General features: G+C 65.2%; 13 protein-coding genes and 1 pseudogene. 6 read left to right on the top strand and 8 right to left on the bottom strand.

Features of this window, described 5'->3' with window-relative positions; genetic code table 11:
- Nucleotides 1-46: 46 nt before the first annotated feature.
- The 4 genes from NF4_RS34720 (at nt 47) to NF4_RS34735 (ending at nt 3657) form a co-directional block, all read left to right on the top strand.
- Complete coding sequence (locus NF4_RS34720; protein WP_063131632.1) at nt 47-607, top strand: cupin domain-containing protein; 561 nt, start codon at nt 47-49, stop codon at nt 605-607.
- 43 nt (nt 608-650) lie between these two features.
- A complete protein-coding gene (locus NF4_RS34725) occupies nt 651-2159 on the top strand; it encodes a CoA-acylating methylmalonate-semialdehyde dehydrogenase (protein ID WP_063131633.1) in 1509 nt (502 codons plus the stop codon).
- Nucleotides 2156-2617: a VOC family protein gene (locus NF4_RS34730; RefSeq protein WP_232330791.1), complete on the top strand. Its 462-nt coding sequence runs from the start codon at nt 2156-2158 to the stop codon at nt 2615-2617. Before NF4_RS34725 ends, NF4_RS34730 begins: the two co-directional genes overlap by 4 nt.
- 170 nt (nt 2618-2787) lie before the next feature.
- Nucleotides 2788-3657, top strand: a complete 870-nt coding sequence (locus NF4_RS34735; protein WP_198165587.1) for a mycofactocin-coupled SDR family oxidoreductase — start codon at nt 2788-2790, stop codon at nt 3655-3657.
- A 139-nt stretch (nt 3658-3796) separates the two neighbouring features.
- Here NF4_RS34735 and NF4_RS34740 read toward each other — a convergent pair whose 3' ends face one another.
- The 3 genes and pseudogenes from NF4_RS34740 to NF4_RS34745 form a co-directional block, all read right to left on the bottom strand.
- Nucleotides 3797-4471, bottom strand: a complete 675-nt coding sequence (locus NF4_RS34740; protein WP_063131635.1) for a TetR/AcrR family transcriptional regulator — start codon at nt 4469-4471, stop codon at nt 3797-3799.
- Between the two features lie 62 nt (nt 4472-4533).
- Nucleotides 4534-4947 (bottom strand): annotated as a pseudogene (locus NF4_RS37295) (helix-turn-helix domain-containing protein); the annotation flags it as partial.
- Between the two features lie 142 nt (nt 4948-5089).
- Entirely contained in the window at nt 5090-8332 is a 3243-nt protein-coding gene (locus tag NF4_RS34745) for a protein kinase domain-containing protein (RefSeq protein WP_369690972.1), read from the bottom strand.
- 352 nt (nt 8333-8684) lie between these two features.
- Between NF4_RS34745 and NF4_RS34750 the strand changes: the two genes are divergently transcribed.
- Entirely contained in the window at nt 8685-9110 is a 426-nt protein-coding gene (locus NF4_RS34750; RefSeq protein WP_063131636.1) for a MarR family winged helix-turn-helix transcriptional regulator, read from the top strand.
- Nucleotides 9111-9233: 123 nt separating this feature from the next.
- A complete protein-coding gene (locus tag NF4_RS34755) occupies nt 9234-10124 on the top strand; it encodes an NmrA/HSCARG family protein (protein WP_063131637.1) in 891 nt (296 codons plus the stop codon).
- A gap of 130 nt (nt 10125-10254) precedes the next feature.
- Here the strand turns inward: NF4_RS34755 and NF4_RS34760 are convergent, their stop codons facing one another.
- The 5 genes from NF4_RS34760 to NF4_RS34780 are packed head-to-tail and all read right to left on the bottom strand — an operon-like array spanning nt 10255 to nt 15575.
- Nucleotides 10255-11433 carry a thiolase family protein gene (locus tag NF4_RS34760; RefSeq protein ID WP_063131638.1) on the bottom strand — a complete coding sequence of 393 codons (1179 nt, stop codon included), beginning with the start codon at nt 11431-11433 and terminating at the stop codon, nt 10255-10257.
- A 32-nt stretch (nt 11434-11465) separates the two neighbouring features.
- Entirely contained in the window at nt 11466-12215 is a 750-nt protein-coding gene (locus NF4_RS34765; protein ID WP_063131639.1) for an SDR family NAD(P)-dependent oxidoreductase, read from the bottom strand.
- Between the two features lie 58 nt (nt 12216-12273).
- The gene (locus tag NF4_RS34770; protein WP_063131640.1) at nt 12274-13674 is read right to left on the bottom strand and encodes an NAD-dependent succinate-semialdehyde dehydrogenase; all 1401 of its coding nucleotides are present in this window, start codon (nt 13672-13674) and stop codon (nt 12274-12276) included.
- 30 nt (nt 13675-13704) lie between these two features.
- Entirely contained in the window at nt 13705-14691 is a 987-nt protein-coding gene (locus NF4_RS34775) for a 5-oxoprolinase subunit C family protein (RefSeq protein WP_063131641.1), read from the bottom strand.
- Nucleotides 14688-15575, bottom strand: coding sequence for a 5-oxoprolinase subunit B family protein (locus NF4_RS34780; RefSeq protein ID WP_232330793.1), 888 nt, complete (start codon nt 15573-15575; stop codon nt 14688-14690). The genes NF4_RS34775 and NF4_RS34780 overlap by 4 nt, the downstream gene beginning before the upstream one ends.
- Nucleotides 15576-15582 lie beyond the last annotated feature (7 nt).

Consider the following 15582-nt stretch of genomic DNA (forward strand, 5'->3'; position numbering starts at 1 on the left):
GGTAGAACGCAGCTACTCGCCCGGCGAGTAAACGAAAGGGACCCCCATGGTGACCGAGCCAGGTGTCGATCAGATCCAGCCGTCGACAACCCGAGACGGGGAGAGTTACGTCTCCCACCGCGATGATGTGCATTTCAAAATGACCGGCGATTTCATGACCGGTGTGGATTTCTGGATTCATGCGACCGGAGAGACTACTCAGGGCCAGCTAGTTGTCATCGAGACGAACTGGGTTCGCGGAACCGAGCCGGTCTGGCATATCCATCACCGCGAAGAAGAGGGCTTCTTCGTGATGAGCGGGGAAATTACGATTCACACCGAAGCAGGGTCGTACAATGCGGGCGCCGGCCAATTTGTGTGGGGGCGTAAGGACCAGCGGCATACCTATGAGGTCGTCGGAGAAGAGGCGAGGATCCTCGTCGTGTTCGTACCGGGACCAGCCGGTACTTTCGCGCCCGGCAGTGGCATCGACAAGTACTTCTACGAGGCTCGTGATCGCGAACTGCGTACGCCCGAGCAGCTCGCGGCAGAGGTCGAGAATCTCAAGACGAATTACGGATTGGAAATGTTCCCGGAGCTGCCCCACCCTCGGGAGAAAAAATCCTGAACCTTCGAGAAATAATTCGCCAATTCGCTAATTTGGAGTAACTGTGACTACAAACGGTGTCCATCTCGAAACCGTTCCGCACTGGATCGCCGGCGCTCCCGTGGGTTCGACAAGCGCGACAAAGTCCGAAATCGTAGACCCGGCGACAGGTCACCCGATACGGGCCGTCGAGCTGGGAGGCGCTGACGTCGTCGACCAGGCTGTCGCCAGCGCACGAAGCGCAGCGGAAGCGTGGGCGTCGACTCCCACCCCCGCTCGGGCCACGATTCTTCTGGCATTTCGCACGCTCTTGCTGGAACACGGCGAGGAGCTCGCGTCGATCATCACCGCGGAACAAGGAAAGACCCTGGCTGACGCGAGGGGCGAGGTGGCCCGTTCTGTCGAAGCCGTGGAGGTGGCAACATCCGCGGTTCAACAGCTCAAAGGCGAGTTCGCGGAACAAGTCTCCCGAGGCGTCGACACATACTCCTTCCGCCAACCGCTAGGAGTATGTGTCGGCATCACGCCATTCAACTTCCCCATTATGGTGCCGGTGTCGATGTTCGCGGCAGCGCTCGCGTGCGGCAACTCGTTCGTGCTCAAGCCCAGTGAGAAGGTGCCGTCGGCGTCTGTGCGCCTAGCGCAACTTCTGGCCGAAGCCGGTCTGCCCAGCGGTGTCTTCAACGTCGTGCACGGAGGCGTCGATGCAGTCAACGCGCTGATCGACCATCCCGATGTCGCCGCCATCTCTTTCGTCGGCTCCACTCAGGTCGCGCGTGAGATCTACCGCCGCTCAGCCGACGTCGGCAAGAAGGTGCAAGCGCTCGGCGGAGCGAACAATCACCTGGTCGTGATGCCCGACGCCGATCTGGATGCGGCGGCGGACGCGTTGGTGTCGGCCGCGTACGGCGCCGCGGGCCAAAGATGCATGGCTGTGCCCGTGGCGGTGGTGGTCGGAGACATCGCCGACCAGCTCGTTGCCAAGACAGTGCAACGAGCCGAGGCATTCCGCACGGGCCCGGGAGACGCGGCGAGTTCCGACATGGGGCCGCTCATCTCGGAGTCGGCGGTCAATCGAGTTCGCAGCGCCCTCGATACAGCTACCGGCCAAGGCGGAACGGTCGTCCTGGACGGTCGAAAGGACGACTCCCATGACGCGGGGTACTTCATCGGCCCGAGTCTGGTCGACCACGTCCAGACCGACAGCGACCTCTACAAAAACGAGATCTTCGGCCCGATCCTCAGCGTGGTCCGCGTCGACGATCTCGACGAGGCTCTTCGTGTCGTCAACGCGAGCCCGTACGGAAACGGCGCGTCGATCTTCACCACAAGTGGAGTAGCTGGTCGTCGATTCGCCCACACTGTGCGGGCGGGAAGCGTCGGGATCAACGTCCCGATTCCGGTGCCGATTTCCTGGTTCGGGTTCGGCGGATGGGGCGACTCACGGTTCGGTGACGACGGATTGAATTACGACGCGTATCGCTTCTATACCAAGGCCAAGGTGATCACTCAGCGTTGGACCGAACCCCGCCAAGGTGTCGCGCCGCACTTTGTCGCCGCCGGAAGTCAATGACGATGCCGAAGCTGTCACCGGACGTCGCTCGCGGGACCGAGGAACAATTTCCGCGGCTCGACCACGTCGGCATATTGGTTCGCGACCTGGAGCAGGCGTCGGCCCAATGGCAGGGCAGGTTCGCAGTTCCCATCGCGTCCAGGTTCGAATCGCCCGCACTCAATATTCGGGCAACGTTCCTCAACCTTGGCTCGGCAAAAATCGAGTTGTACACCATTGATGAGCCGAAGATCCTCGAGTACGCGCTGGGCAGTGCACCGGCCAAAATAGATCATATCGCTCTCGCGTTCGGCGAAAGCCTGAGCGACGCCGATCTGAGCGGATGCACCATTCGAGGTCCCGGTCGGCCCGATCCAATCAGTTCGCCATTTCAGATCGGCAGTTCTGACCATATCTGGACCGAGCCGCCTGGAATCGACATTCTGCTACAGCTGATCACGCCGTCCGACACCGCATGATTGTTCTCCTGGTTATCATAAATACCCAGTCTTGATCGTTGGATATGCAATTCATCCACGTCGCTGCGCGTCTGACACGGAAATCATCAACGCGCTTTACTGCCCTGGGTTCCGAGCCCCCAATGCGCAGTATCTGATTCACGACAACCCCGCTCAAAGAGGAGATAACAATGGGACGAATGGATGGAAAAGTTGCTCTGGTGACCGGAGCAGCACGTGGAATGGGGCGAGCTCATGCGATTCGCCTCGCAGAAGAGGGTGCTGACATCCTTGCCCTCGACTGCCCCACCGACACCGGGCTCCCCTATGCGACTGGATCGCCGGAAGATCTCCAGACCACCGTCAAAGAGGTCGAGGGATTGGGACGGCGCATCATCGCACACGAGGGCGACGTTCGAAAGCAGTCCTCGATCGATGAATTGGTCGCCGACGGCGTAAAGGCATTCGGCGGCCTGGACATTGCCGTCGCCAATGCCGGAATTTGGACCGTTCGCCCGTTCGACGAAATCCCCGAAGAGGAGTTCGCGGCCGTCCTCGACGTCAACATCACCGGAGTCTGGCGAACGTTGAAAGCTGTCACACCCGCGATCAAGGCACGGGGCGGCGGGTCGATCGTGGTGACGTCCTCCGGAAACGGCGTAGAGGGATCACCACACTATGTGCACTACGTCGCCTCGAAGCACGGCGTGATCGGGCTCGCGAAGAGTGCCGCGCTCGAGTTCGGGCAGTACGGAATCAGAGTCAACATTCTTCTTCCTGGGCCGACTGATACCCCTGCGCTGGATTGGCAGGGCGGATACGACCTCTGTTCGGGCAAGGGCCCGGGGCAAGGAGTCAAGGAGGATCTCCAAGGCGCGAAGTATTGGTCCGCCCTTCGCGACGTCGGGTTGCTCCCACCGCGCGCCATGAGCGAAGCCGTACTCTGGCTGGCATCCGATGAGTCACGTTGGACCACCGGACTGGAAATGCTCGTCGATGGCGGACACATGCTGATGCCTGGATTGAACATGGCAAAGATGGCTGCGGATCAACAGCAGTAGCGAGATTTCGACACCGCATTGCACCGTACAACATCGGCGAAAACGTACGTTGCGTACAAATATGACCAACTGAATAGACACCCGATCGCAGCGAACCGCTTCCTACGGAGTCCGGTTCGCTGCGATCGTACTATTCGACTCAGGCGTGGTTCGTCGTTCCCGCATATTCGAGGCCGAATACAGTTCTGAGCCACACGGTAGTCACCGTCTCCACCATATCTTCCGTCGGGATGGCATTCGCGCTACGCATGCTCATCAGACCAAGATTTCTCTCACCCATCCATATAAGCGCTGCCGCCAGCGCGCGGGCCGGGGGCCCGTCGATCGCCACGCCCGTGGACCGGTCGCGCTCGATAGCGACAGAAGCGGCCTTGATGAATCGGCCCAAGATTTTATCCCACTGCGCCTGCAAGGCAGGTTCCGTCGCAGCGGCGTCACCAACTTCGCGAAGAATGTGACCGTGTCTCTCCCAGACAGCCGTGACTTCAGAAACCGCGTGCTCTATCGCGGCCTCCGGCGGGATTCCAGCCGGCCGTTCGAAAATCATCGACGACGCGACGAAAACATCGTCGGTCACACTCGACAGCAGCGCGGAAAGAACCTGCCATTTCGATTCGAAATAGAAGTAGAAGGATGACCGCGACAATCCTGCGCTCTTGGCGAGGTCATCAATCGAGACCGTACGCATCGACTCGGTGCGCAGCGTTTCATAAGCACCCTGAAGGATCGCTTGCTCTCGCATATCGCCCTTGAGGTTCCGCCGACCAGCCCGGGGTTCGGTGCCGTTGAGACCGTTTGAGAACGAAGCCGCCATGGCCTCTATCGTAGTGACCGGCCCCGGGCATGGCGACAGCCCGGTCTCAGAGTTCGTCGTTGTCAGGGGTATTCGATTGATGGGTCCACGCGGTACGCGGACCGTTCCGCGGCCTGCACCCGGTATCGCCCCGGTGTAGTCGCGAATTCTCGCTCGAAGGCGCGGGAAAGTGCGTACGGGCTGCCGTAGCCGACTCGGCCCGCGATAGTGACGAGGGTTTCGCGGGTGTCACGAAGCATCGTGGCGGCAAGGATCACGCGCCACCAAGTGAGGTACGCCGTCGGAGGGCGGCCGACCAGGGTGGTGAACCGGCGCGCCAGAGTAGCGCGGGGAGACTCCCGCCGCCGCGACCGAGCGGTCGTTGCTCCACGGCGCGGCCGGCTCCGAATGCAACGCCCGCAGCGTGGCGGCGGCGCGGCGGCGGCGACCGGGTCGCCCAGCGCTCCTGGCCAGGCTCCACAGGTGGTCTCCGTCACGGCTCAGGTGTCGGCCAGTAGGTTGCGGACCGCGCGGGTGTGGACGGCAACAGTCGTAGCCCGCGCTCACAAACCCAGCCGGGCCATCCAAGCCCCCGCGGGACAGTAACAGCCGCACAGGCTGCATCCTGATTCGGAACGGTCACTGATTCTGCTGCTCGGCACGCTCCGCGATCCATGCCGCGATCTGTGCGCGAGAGGTGAACCCGAGCTTCATCAGGATGTGCTCGACATGGCCAGAGGCGGTGCGCTGGGAAATCACAAGATTCGCGGCAATCTGCTTGTTGGTGAGACCCTGGGCGATCAGGTCAGCGACCTGTTGTTCGCGCTTGGTCAGCGCCCCGCCGGGCCCTGCCAAGGGCTTGTTCTCGGCGGGTTGTTCACCGAGCGCGTAGGCAACAGCTTCGTCCATCACCATCGCTCGTCCTTTGTGGACAGCCGCATCGAACCTACGGTCGCCGAGGGCGGATCTCGTCAGCAGCAGGCATTCGTCGTGATGGCGGGAGGTAGGGAAAATGCTCGCAGGGTTGCCCATGGACCGCTGCAGTTCTTCCGCGGCTCCCATCAGTACTGCTGCGCGCTCGGCTTCGCCCTGGTCACCATGCACCCAGCACAGCACTTCGAGAAGCAATGCAGCAACGAACGGACTGGACATCTGTCGGTTGACCCGCAGGCCATTCTCGAGCAGTTCCATCGCCCATGCCAGGCTGCCCTGCTGCCAAGCGGCGAGGCCCATGCCCCACAACGCAGCAGACCGGAAAAGTACTTCGCCACACGCCTCAGTGACGGAAAGCAGCTCCTGATAACACTCGATCGCCCCCCTCGGATCACCGGAAAGTTGGCGCGCCAAACCGAGAAAGGTCAAAGCAGAACCGTAAGGGAAACCCTGCCGATTCGAACCCAGCTCTTCAACAGCACGTTCGAAGGACAGAGACGCCGCTGCAAGATCACCACTGTAGAGCGCCACAGAGCCGTCGGCGTAGGCGATCGGCGCCCGAGTTGTCGGGATCGGAGCCTGTTGAGCCAACACATGCCCCTCTTCCGCAAACTCAGCGGCCGTCGGCAGGTCACCCTGCATGGCAGCAATGGTGGAGCCCACTTGAAGAGCCTTTACCCGGTCGGCTACAGGCTGCTGAGCGGGATGGTCGAGGAGCAACTCGATCCATCGGCGACCTTCGCTGTACATCCCGAGGAAGGTCCAGACGCCGTATAGCGCAACAGCGACCTTCAGCCCGGCTTCCGCCGCCTGCTCGGTGTCTTCGGCCAGGCTGTATTCGAGGGCGGCACGTAAGTTGGATTGTTCGCGTTGGATCCTGGCGAACCAGTAGGGCTGCCGAGCGCTGATCCACTCGGCGTCCGCAGACTGCGCCAGCTGCTTGAACCAGTCGCGGTGACGACGCCGAAGCAACTGTTCCTCGCCGGACTCCCGCAACCTGTCCCGACCGTACTCACGGACCGTCTCCAGCAACCGCAATCGCACCACACCACGCGACTCGTCCCGGGTAAGGATCGACTTGTCCACCAACGACGACAGCACATCGAGCAGACCACCCGCAGCCGAATCAGCTCCGCACACCTGCTCGGCGGCGTCGAGTTCGAAGCCACCAGCGAAGATGGACAGCCGGGCCCACAGCCGCTGCTCGGCCGGGGTACACAATTCGTAGCTCCAGTCGATGCACCACCGCAGGGTCTGTTGCCGCCTGGGCGCGGTGCGGCTCCCGCGGGTCAGCAATGCGTACCGATCGTCGAGATGCTGCAAGATCTGCTCCGGAGACATCGTACGTATACGGGCCGCCGCCAGCTCGATCGCCAATGGCAATCCGTCCAGCCGAGCACAAATCCGAGCCACACTCACCTTGTCATCGTCCGAGAACTGCAGACCTGGCATGGCCGCGGTCGCACGGTCGGTGAACAAAGTCAGCGCATCGTAGCGGGCCAGTCCTCGCGGCGACGGCTCCTGATCCGGTTCAGGCGCTGCCAGCGGCGGGACCTGCAATATCGCCTCTCCGGCAGAGTCCAACGTTTCCCTGGTGGTCGCCAGGATCCGCAAATCGGGGCAGTGCTGTAGCCAACTGCCGACAAGTTCCGCCACTGCCTCCACCAGGTGCTCGCAGTTGTCCAGGACCAGCAACAACTCCCGTGAGACCAGGAAGTCGAGCACCACGGCCGACAACGACCGCGCCAGATCATCACGCAACCCGAGAGCGGTCGCCACCGCGTTGACGATCAGTGCCGGCTCGGAGATATCGGCCAACTCGACCAACCACACCCCATCGGCGAAGTCCTCGCGCACGGCAGCGGCTGCCTGCAGCGCCAACCGAGTCTTTCCGACCCCTCCGGTCCCGGTCAATGTCACCAGCCGAGCCGTGGACAGCAGATTCTTCACCGCGGCCAATTCACTGCGGCGATCGACAAAACTGGTCAACTCCAGCGGTAACGTCCCCGCGCCCCGCCGAGGCGCTGACACCGGTGAACGCCATTGTGGCGCGGCGACCATGCGGTCCCGGGCTTCGCCGTCCGGTTCGGAAGATAACGCCATCTCGACGACGGCAAACCCGTGATGCCGTTGTGCCTGCTGAAACGCCTCTCCCAGCGCCACCAGAGTCGGCCGACGCTGTGGTTCTCGACTCATCGCCGCCGCTATCATCGCCGCAACGTCCTCAGCGATGCCCAGCTCGTGCAGGTTCGGCACCGGCTCGTTGGAGATCCGCAGAAACTGGGTCACCACATTTTCGCCACTTCGCCGTTCGAACGCCGCGTGTCCGGTCAACGCGCAGAACAAGGTGGCGCCCAGGCCGTAGACGTCTGCCGCGGACGTAGGGTCCTCACCCGCGAGGACCTCTGGGGCCATGAACGCCGGCGACCCGGTAAGGGCACCGGCGGCTGTCCGGAACCCCCCGGCAATCCGCGCGAGACCGAAATCGGTCAACGCCGGCTCACCATAATCGGTCAGCAGGATATTGCCCGGTTTCACGTCCCGATGCAGGACGCCCAGGCGATGCGCGCTCTCCAGGGCTCCAGCAATCTTTACACCCATCCCCAGAACGGTCTCGGTCGGCAGCGGACCCTGCTCGCGGATGCGCTCGGCCAATGACCCCAACCGGTGATACGGCATTACCAAGTAGGGCCGCCCGTCCGCGGTGACACCCGTCTCCAGCATGATGACGATATTCGGATGCCCGGTCAAACGCCCCATCACCCGCTGTTCCCTGGAGAATCGCGCCCGGCTCTCTGCGTCCAACTCGGCAGGCAGCACCTTCACCGCAACCGCCCGATCCGACTCCGCCTGTTTGCAGCGGTAAACCACGCCGAAACCGCCCCGTCCGATCTCCTCGGCGTCATCCAACCCGGACGCAGCCAACCCCTCCGTGACCGGATCGGCCACATCACGGACCGTCGGAGACGGATCATCCTCACTCAGAGCTGCACACATCTGTCAGCCGTCCCGGCAACGAGCGCCGCATACGTCAACACTTGGCAAAAGAAGCCTACCCGGGTTACATGGCGACTACCCAGCGACCTGGGACGGGCCCGTGGATTGAAGGGTGCTTCCGACCTGATTCGCATTCTCCCGGCCCGGCTATCGAACATACGCGGTTCAGCGCCCTCCGACGCGCCCGCCACCCTCCAGCACTACGAAGGCAAGGCAAAGCGGCTTTCACTGGCAGCTGGACGGTCGGGCAAGCCGGTCGGCGTCGGTATACTGGGCGTTGGGCACCAGATGAGGGGCGGCGGGCGTGGACTACGGCGACAAGCTCTTCTGGCTCTCGGTCCTGATCCAGCGGAGGTACGCGCAGATCTGCGCCGAGTACGACCTGACTTCCTTACAGGCCACGCTGCTGTGCGCGGTCAAGGACGAGCCGCGGCAGATGGCATACCTCGCCGCCTCACTCGGCATGACCAAGAACGCGCTGAGTCAGCTCGTCGATCGCACCGAGCGGCGCCACCTGGTCAGCCGAGCGAGTTCTGAGCAGGACCGGCGGGTCATCATGCTCAGCGTGACGCCCACGGGGAAGGTGCTCGCTGAGGCGGTGTTCGCCGAGACCACCAAGCGCCTTCCCGACGTCGCGGAGAACCTCGACGCCGACGACCAGCGCGATTTCGAACGCCTGGCCACAGCCATCGTGGACGCGTCGGGTGTCTCGGCCTCCACCTCGTCCTGACATACCGCGCGCAGTCCTTCTGACGCCACTCTCATGCCTTGCATCAGTTCATGGCGTGAACTAGTATTGTTCATGCCATGAACTAGTTCGAGCTCATGGCATGCCCTAGCGAGAGGTGACGACATGGTCACGCGGGAAAACGGTGCGATCGCGGTCTTCGGTGCGACGGGACAGCAGGGCGGGTCGGTCGTCGACGCGCTCCTGGCCCGAGGAGCGCGGGTGCGGGCCCTCGTCCGCACCCCCGAGTCCGATCGCGCGCAGGCGCTGGCCGCCCGGGGCGTCGAGCTGGCGGCCGTCCAGATCGACGACCCGGCGTCAACGGTCGCCGCACTGGAGGCAGTCGACGCGTTCTACTTCATGACCCCGGAAGCGAACAGCCTCGAGGAGATCGAGGAGGAGGTCCGAGTGGGTACCGCCCTCGTCGATGCGGCTGCCGCAGCCCGCGTGCCACACGTCGTGTTCAACTCGGTCTTCGGAGCGGATCGCGAAACGGGCGTGCCGCACCACGACTCGAAGCACCGGATCGAGGACTACCTGAAGCTTTCCGGCCTGCGGGCCACGATGGTTCGCCCGGCCGCTTTCATGGAGAACTTCGCAACCGTGATGGCGCCGAGCCTGGAGGACGGAACGATCGTGCTGAGGCTGCCGCTGCCGAACGACATCGCCCTGAAGATGATCTCGATCAAGGATATCGGCCAGGTCGCCGCCGCGATCCTGCTCGACACCGTGGACGTGCCCGGCGGAGCCATCGAGGTCATCGGCGACGAGCCGACGGGCCCCCAGATCGCCGCCGCGTTCGGCGCGCGCGCCGGGCTACCGTCACGCTACGAGGTCCTGCCATTGAGCGTCCTCGGCAACGACCTCGACAAGGCGATGTTCCGCCAGTTCGCCAAGGCGTCCGAATACCCGTCAGACCTCGCAGCAGTGAAGGCGATCGAGCCGACCACCTGGGACCTGGCCGAGTGGATCCGCTCCACCGGCTGGACCGCGCCCGCGGGCCGGGTCCGTTCCTAGTACTCCAGCCGTAGGCCGTGATCTTGCCGGGCCCGCCGCCGGCAGACCGACGAAGTAGCCGCCTTTCCGGCGTTGCGGAGCCCGTTCGACGATCACCGGCTGCCGGCCGGGCCCGTTGGCCGTTACGGTGTCAGCCGAGGCGTTCGATGATGGTCGCGTTGGCCATACCACCGCCTTCACACATGGTCTGGAGGCCGTAGCGGCCGCCGGTGTCCTCGAGATAGTTGACCATTGTCGCCATCAACCGTGTCCCGGAGCCGCCGAGGGGGTGGCCGAGGGCGATCGCGCCGCCACGTGGGTTGAGCTTGGTCGGGTCCGCATCGAACTCTGCCGCCCACGCGAGCGGTACCGACGCGAACGCCTCGTTGACCTCGTACGCGTCGATGTCGTCGATAGCCAGTCCGGCCTTCTCGAGAATCTTGTGTGTCGCCGGGATCGGGCCGGTCAGCATGATTTCCGGGTCTGACCCCACGACGGCGAAGCTGTGGAACCGGGCACGCGGAGTCAGCCCGAGTTGTCCGGCCTTCTCTTCGCTCATGATCAGTGCCGCGCTCGCGCCATCGGTCAACGGGGAGGAGTTTCCCGCAGTGATGTGCCATCCGATCTCCGGGTACCGACCGGCCATCTCGTCGTCGTAGAACGACGGATTCAAACCGGCCAGCCCTGCTACAGACGTCGTCGCCCGGATGGTCTCGTCCTCGCTGTGGAGGCCGCCGCCGGGAAGCGCGATAGGGACTATCTCCTGGCCGAAGTCTCCGCCGGTGGCCGACGTCGCGGCGCGGTGGTGCGACTCGGCGGCGAATGTGTCGAGAGCTTCGCGGTCGAGCTTCCATCGGGCGGCGATCCGCTCGGCGCCGATGCCCTGGTCGGGCAGGGACGGGAATCGCTTCTCCAGGGGCGCCCTGGGATGCCCACCGCGTACCGAGGAGAACATTGGAGCGCGGCTCATCGATTCGACGCCGCCGGCGATCACGACGTCGTACGCGCCGGCGATAATGCCCTGGGCGGCAAAGTGAGTCGCCTGCTGCGAGGAACCACATTGCCGGTCGATGCTGGTGCCGGGCACCTCGATCGGGAAACCTGCGGCCAGGACAGCGTTGCGGGCGATGTTGAGAGCCTGGTCGCCTGCCTGGGTCACACATCCGGCGATCACGTCGTCGACAACGGCCGGATCGAGGTCGTTGCGCTCGGCGAGCGAGGTGAGCAGGGTTGCGAACAGGTCGACCGGGTGGACCCCGGAGAGGGCACCGCCTGGTTTGCCCTTCCCGGAGGCGGTCCGGACGATATCGACGATGACAGCTGAGTTCATGGTGGTGGCTTCCTTCCGGACAGTGTCGAGGGTCAGCGTGGTGCCAGTCGCAAGGCCCCGTCCATGCGGATGGTCTCGCCGTTGAGGTAGTCGTGCTCGACGATGAACGCGACGAGGTCGGCGTACTCGGATGGCCGCGCGAGGCGCTTGGGGAATGGGACACCCGCGGCAAGGCTCTCCCGGACTTCCTCGCCGAGAGTGGCGAGCATAGGAGTGTCGACGATTCCCGGGGCCACGGTGTTCACGCGGATGCCGTGCTGGGCGAGGTCGCGGGCTGCCGGGAGGGTGAGGCCGACCACGCCGCCCTTCGAGGACGAGTAGGCCGCCTGTCCGATCTGGCCCTCGAACGCCGCGACCGATGCGGTGTTGACGATGACACCACGTTGGGCGTGGTCGAGTGGTTCGGTTCGCGCGATCGCCTCGGCGGCGAGTGCGAGCACGGTGAAGGTGCCGATCAGGTTGACCTCGACAATTTTGGCGTAGTGGGCCAGGTCGTGGACGCCGGCCTTGCCCAGGATGCGGGCGGGTGTTCCGATGCCGGCGCAGTTGACGACGATTCGTAGCGGACCTTGCTCGGCGGCGTGCGCGACTGCGGCCCGTACCTGGTCTTCGCTGGTGACGTCGGCCTCGATGTAGGTGACGCCGTCGATCCGAGGGGCGGTGGCGATATCGAGGTCGAGCCCGAAGACGCGGGCGCCCTTGGCCGCGAGTGCCGCGGCGGTCGCGTTGCCGAGCCCGGAGGTGGCGCCGGTGACGACGGCCGCGACATTGTCGATCTGCATGATTCTCATTCCGTGGTGTTGGTTGCTGGGTGGTGATCAGCTCGTACGAGGTCGCTGGTCAGGTGGGCCAATCCACGCTGAGGTACTGCGTTTCCTGGTATTCGCGCAGGCCGTCGCGCGACCCCTCGCGCCCCAGGCCGCTCTGTTTCACGCCGCCGAATGGCGCCGACGGGTCGGAGACCATGCCGCGGTTGATCCCCACCATGCCGACCTCGAGCCGCTCGGCGATGCGGATGGCGCGGGCCAGGTCACCGGCGAACACGTAGGCCGCCAGACCGAGCTCGGAGTCGTTGAGGTGGTCGAGGAGGTCGTCCTCGTCGGTCCATTCGAGGATCGGGGCAACGGGTCCGAAGATTTCTTCGCTCACGATCGTGGAGTCGCGTGCGACGTCGACGAGGACGGTCGGTGGGTAGAAGTGGCCGGGCGCCGCGGGTAGCTCCGCCGCGTAGGCCACCCGCGCTCCGTTGCGGACGGCGAGCTCCACCGCCGCGCTGACGCGTTGCCGCTCGTTCGCGCTCACCAGCGGGCCGATCACGGCACCGTCGAGCGCCGGGCCGACCGTCAGCTTGCCGACCGCGGCAACGAACGCGTCCAGGAACGGTCGGGCGATATCGGCGTGGACGTAGACGCGGTTGGCTGCCGTGCACGCTTGTCCGCCATTGCGGAACTTGGCCACCAGCGTGCCCTCGACGGCCGCTGCCAGGTCCGCGTCCTCGGTCACGATAACGGGTGCGTTGCCGCCCAGTTCCATCGACGCGTTGACGATCCGGTCCGCGGCCTGGTGCAGCAGCGTGCGCCCGACCTCGGTGGAGCCGGTGAACGAGATCTTGCGGACGCGGTCGTCCGCCATCCAGGCCGAGACCACCGCGCCGGAGCTGCGTGTCGTCACCACCTCGAGGACTCCCTCGGGGAGACCGGCCTCGCCGAGAATCTCGGCAATCGCGAGCATGGTGAGCGGAGTGAGAGCTGCCGGTTTGACGACCGCCGTGCAACCCGCGGCCAGCGCTGGTCCGATCTTGCGGGTGGCCATCGCCGCGGGGAAGTTCCACGGAGTGACCAGCGCTGCGACCCCGACGGGTCTGCGCGTCACGATCGTGCGGGCCTCCCCCGCCGGTGAGTTGCCGTACGCACCGGCGGCGCGGACCGCCTCCTCGGAATACCAGCGGAAGAACTCGGCGGCGTAGACCACCTCGTCGGTCGCGTCCTGGACAGATTTCCCGTTCTCGCGCGAGATCAGCGTGGCCAGCTCATCTCGGTCGCGCAGCATCAGCTCGTACGCGCGGCGCAGGACGTCGGCACGGCGGCGCGGGGCGGCGCGGGACCAGCTCGAGAACGCGGCCGCAGCACGGTCGACCGCGGCTCTGGCATCGGCCGGACCGAGGTCGCGGACGTGCCCGACGACCTCGAGGGTGGCCGGATCCTCTACTGCGAAGGTCGGCGTGGTGATCTGATCGATCATGGTGGCTGCTCTCGGTAGGAGTGAGACCACTCAGAACAGGCTGAGCAGGTTGAGGTTGGTGCGCGCCTCGCGCAGGCGCGCTCGATACTCGGCGCGAGCGACCAGTGCGTCGTCGACCGAGACCGGCTCGAAACGTATGGTGTCGGGCGCTCGTGCCTGAGCCAGCAGATCGAGGTCGGCGCTGATCACCGTTCCGAGCGTCGCGTAACCACCGCCGGTGACGGCGTCGCGGAGCAGGCAGATCGGCTCGGCGCCGTTGGGGACCTGGACCGAGCCGACGGGGTAGCCGAGATCGACGACGTTGCTCGGGTTGTCGCCGGCGCCGAACGGCTGTTCCCGCTCCACGAATGTCAGCCGCGGGCCGTCGAGGCGGCAACCGATACGGTCGGAGCGCGGGGTCATGGTGTAGGCGCTGGTGAAGAACTGCTCCAGCGACTCGGCGGTGAAGCGGTAGCTGCACAGTCCCGGGACGACCCGGACCGTCACCTGGTTCCCGGGGCGGCCGTGGAGGCGGGAATCGAGGTGTGCCCCCGGCCGCGGCGGTGCCGCGGTCTCGCAACCGACCTGCAGGGTGTCCCCTGCGGCGAGGCATGTGCCGGCGAGGCCGCCGATACCGGCAGCGGTGTAGGTCGAGCGGCTGCCGAGGAACGGCGGGCAGTCGATGCCGCCGCGCACCGCCAGGTACGACCTGGCGCCGGCTCGGGCCGGACCGATCGTCAGCTGCTGACCGGCATGGATCGTGTGCGCAGCCCAGGTCTGCACCGGACGGCCGTCGACGGTGACGGCGACATCGGCGCCGGTGATCGCGACGAGGGAGTCCTCTTCGAACTCGAGGGTGGGCCCGGCCATGGTCGACTCTAGGGTCGCGGCCGACTCGGCGTTGCCGACCAGCAGGTTGGCGCACCGGTGCGCGTACTGGTCCAGTGCACCGGAGGGCGGCAGTCCCATGGCGTAGTGGCCGGGGCGGCCGATGTCCTGGATCGTCGTGTGCGGACCGGGGACGAGGATCGAGATCATGGCAGGAGCGCCTCGAGCTCGAGCGCGTATTCCACCGGGTCCTCTTCGAAGTCGGCGAGTGAGAACTCGGCGGGCGCGCGGCGAACGACGTACTGGTCGACGGCAACGAGACGGCGTACCTCGTCGTACTCCGCCCGGTCGACCGGGCGGAACCGCAGCAGGGTCGAGATCGGGGTCAGCACCGGCGATCGGCGGAACTCACGGGTGGCCTGGCCGAGGTCGACGACCGGGATAGCGCTGCGTCCGAGCAGCTGGTAACCGCCTACCCCGCTCGAGGGGTAGATGACCGTGAAGGCGCCACCGTGGGCGACGGCCCGGGCGGGCGTCTCGGTGCGCGGCGTGAGGTACTTGGGCGCCTGGAGCTGCCGCTCGTGCGGCACCAGCTGGTAGGACTCGGCATTGCCGGGCTTGAAGCAGGGAAAGGTCACGATGAACGGCGCACTCGAATGAGCTTCGACCAGCTCGTCGACGGAGGCGAAGCCGTTGATCCGTGCGGTGTATTCGATATCGCTCTCGGTGGCGGACTGGTGCCCGTCGCGGAATCGCATGCAGACCTCGGCCGACCACGGGTCGTCGTAGAGGACGGGCACGTCGAGGATCTCGGTGGAGATCGTCGTCGCCGTGGCCTGCCCGGCCTCGTGCACGTCGGCGATCGCGCCGAGTGCCCGGCGGGGGTCGAGGGTGTCCGGGTCGACGCGGATCAGGTAGCTGCTGTTGGCGGGCGCAATGTCGAGGACCCCCGGCAGTTCCAGGTCGGCAATGCGTGCCGTAATCGACTGGACCCGGAGCGCAGCGCCGAGACTCATCGCCTCGTCGAGTTCGACGAAGACGTACTCGTCGCCGCCGAAACTGGCGCGGCTCCCATCGGAGAGCGTTGTGTACATGGTCGAG

It is taken from the genome of Nocardia fusca NBRC 14340 (assembly GCF_001618425.1).
Classification (GTDB): Bacteria; Actinomycetota; Actinomycetes; order Mycobacteriales; family Mycobacteriaceae; genus Nocardia; species Nocardia fusca.

What these genes read in the sequence shown, in the direction of transcription:
- NF4_RS34760 (WP_063131638.1), bottom strand. Translation starts at nt 11,433, where the DNA reads ATGAACTCAGCTGTCATCGTCGATATCGTCCGGACCGCCTCCGGGAAG.
- NF4_RS34770 (WP_063131640.1), bottom strand. Translation starts at nt 13,674, where the DNA reads ATGATCGATCAGATCACCACGCCGACCTTCGCAGTAGAGGATCCGGCC.
- NF4_RS34735 (WP_198165587.1), top strand. Translation starts at nt 2,788, where the DNA reads ATGGGACGAATGGATGGAAAAGTTGCTCTGGTGACCGGAGCAGCACGT.
- NF4_RS34780 (WP_232330793.1), bottom strand. Translation starts at nt 15,575, where the DNA reads ATGTACACAACGCTCTCCGATGGGAGCCGCGCCAGTTTCGGCGGCGAC.
- NF4_RS34765 (WP_063131639.1), bottom strand. Translation starts at nt 12,215, where the DNA reads ATGCAGATCGACAATGTCGCGGCCGTCGTCACCGGCGCCACCTCCGGG.
- NF4_RS34755 (WP_063131637.1), top strand. Translation starts at nt 9,234, where the DNA reads ATGGTCACGCGGGAAAACGGTGCGATCGCGGTCTTCGGTGCGACGGGA.
- NF4_RS34740 (WP_063131635.1), bottom strand. Translation starts at nt 4,471, where the DNA reads ATGGCGGCTTCGTTCTCAAACGGTCTCAACGGCACCGAACCCCGGGCT.
- NF4_RS34720 (WP_063131632.1), top strand. Translation starts at nt 47, where the DNA reads ATGGTGACCGAGCCAGGTGTCGATCAGATCCAGCCGTCGACAACCCGA.
- NF4_RS34775 (WP_063131641.1), bottom strand. Translation starts at nt 14,691, where the DNA reads ATGATCTCGATCCTCGTCCCCGGTCCGCACACGACGATCCAGGACATC.
- NF4_RS34730 (WP_232330791.1), top strand. Translation starts at nt 2,156, where the DNA reads ATGACGATGCCGAAGCTGTCACCGGACGTCGCTCGCGGGACCGAGGAA.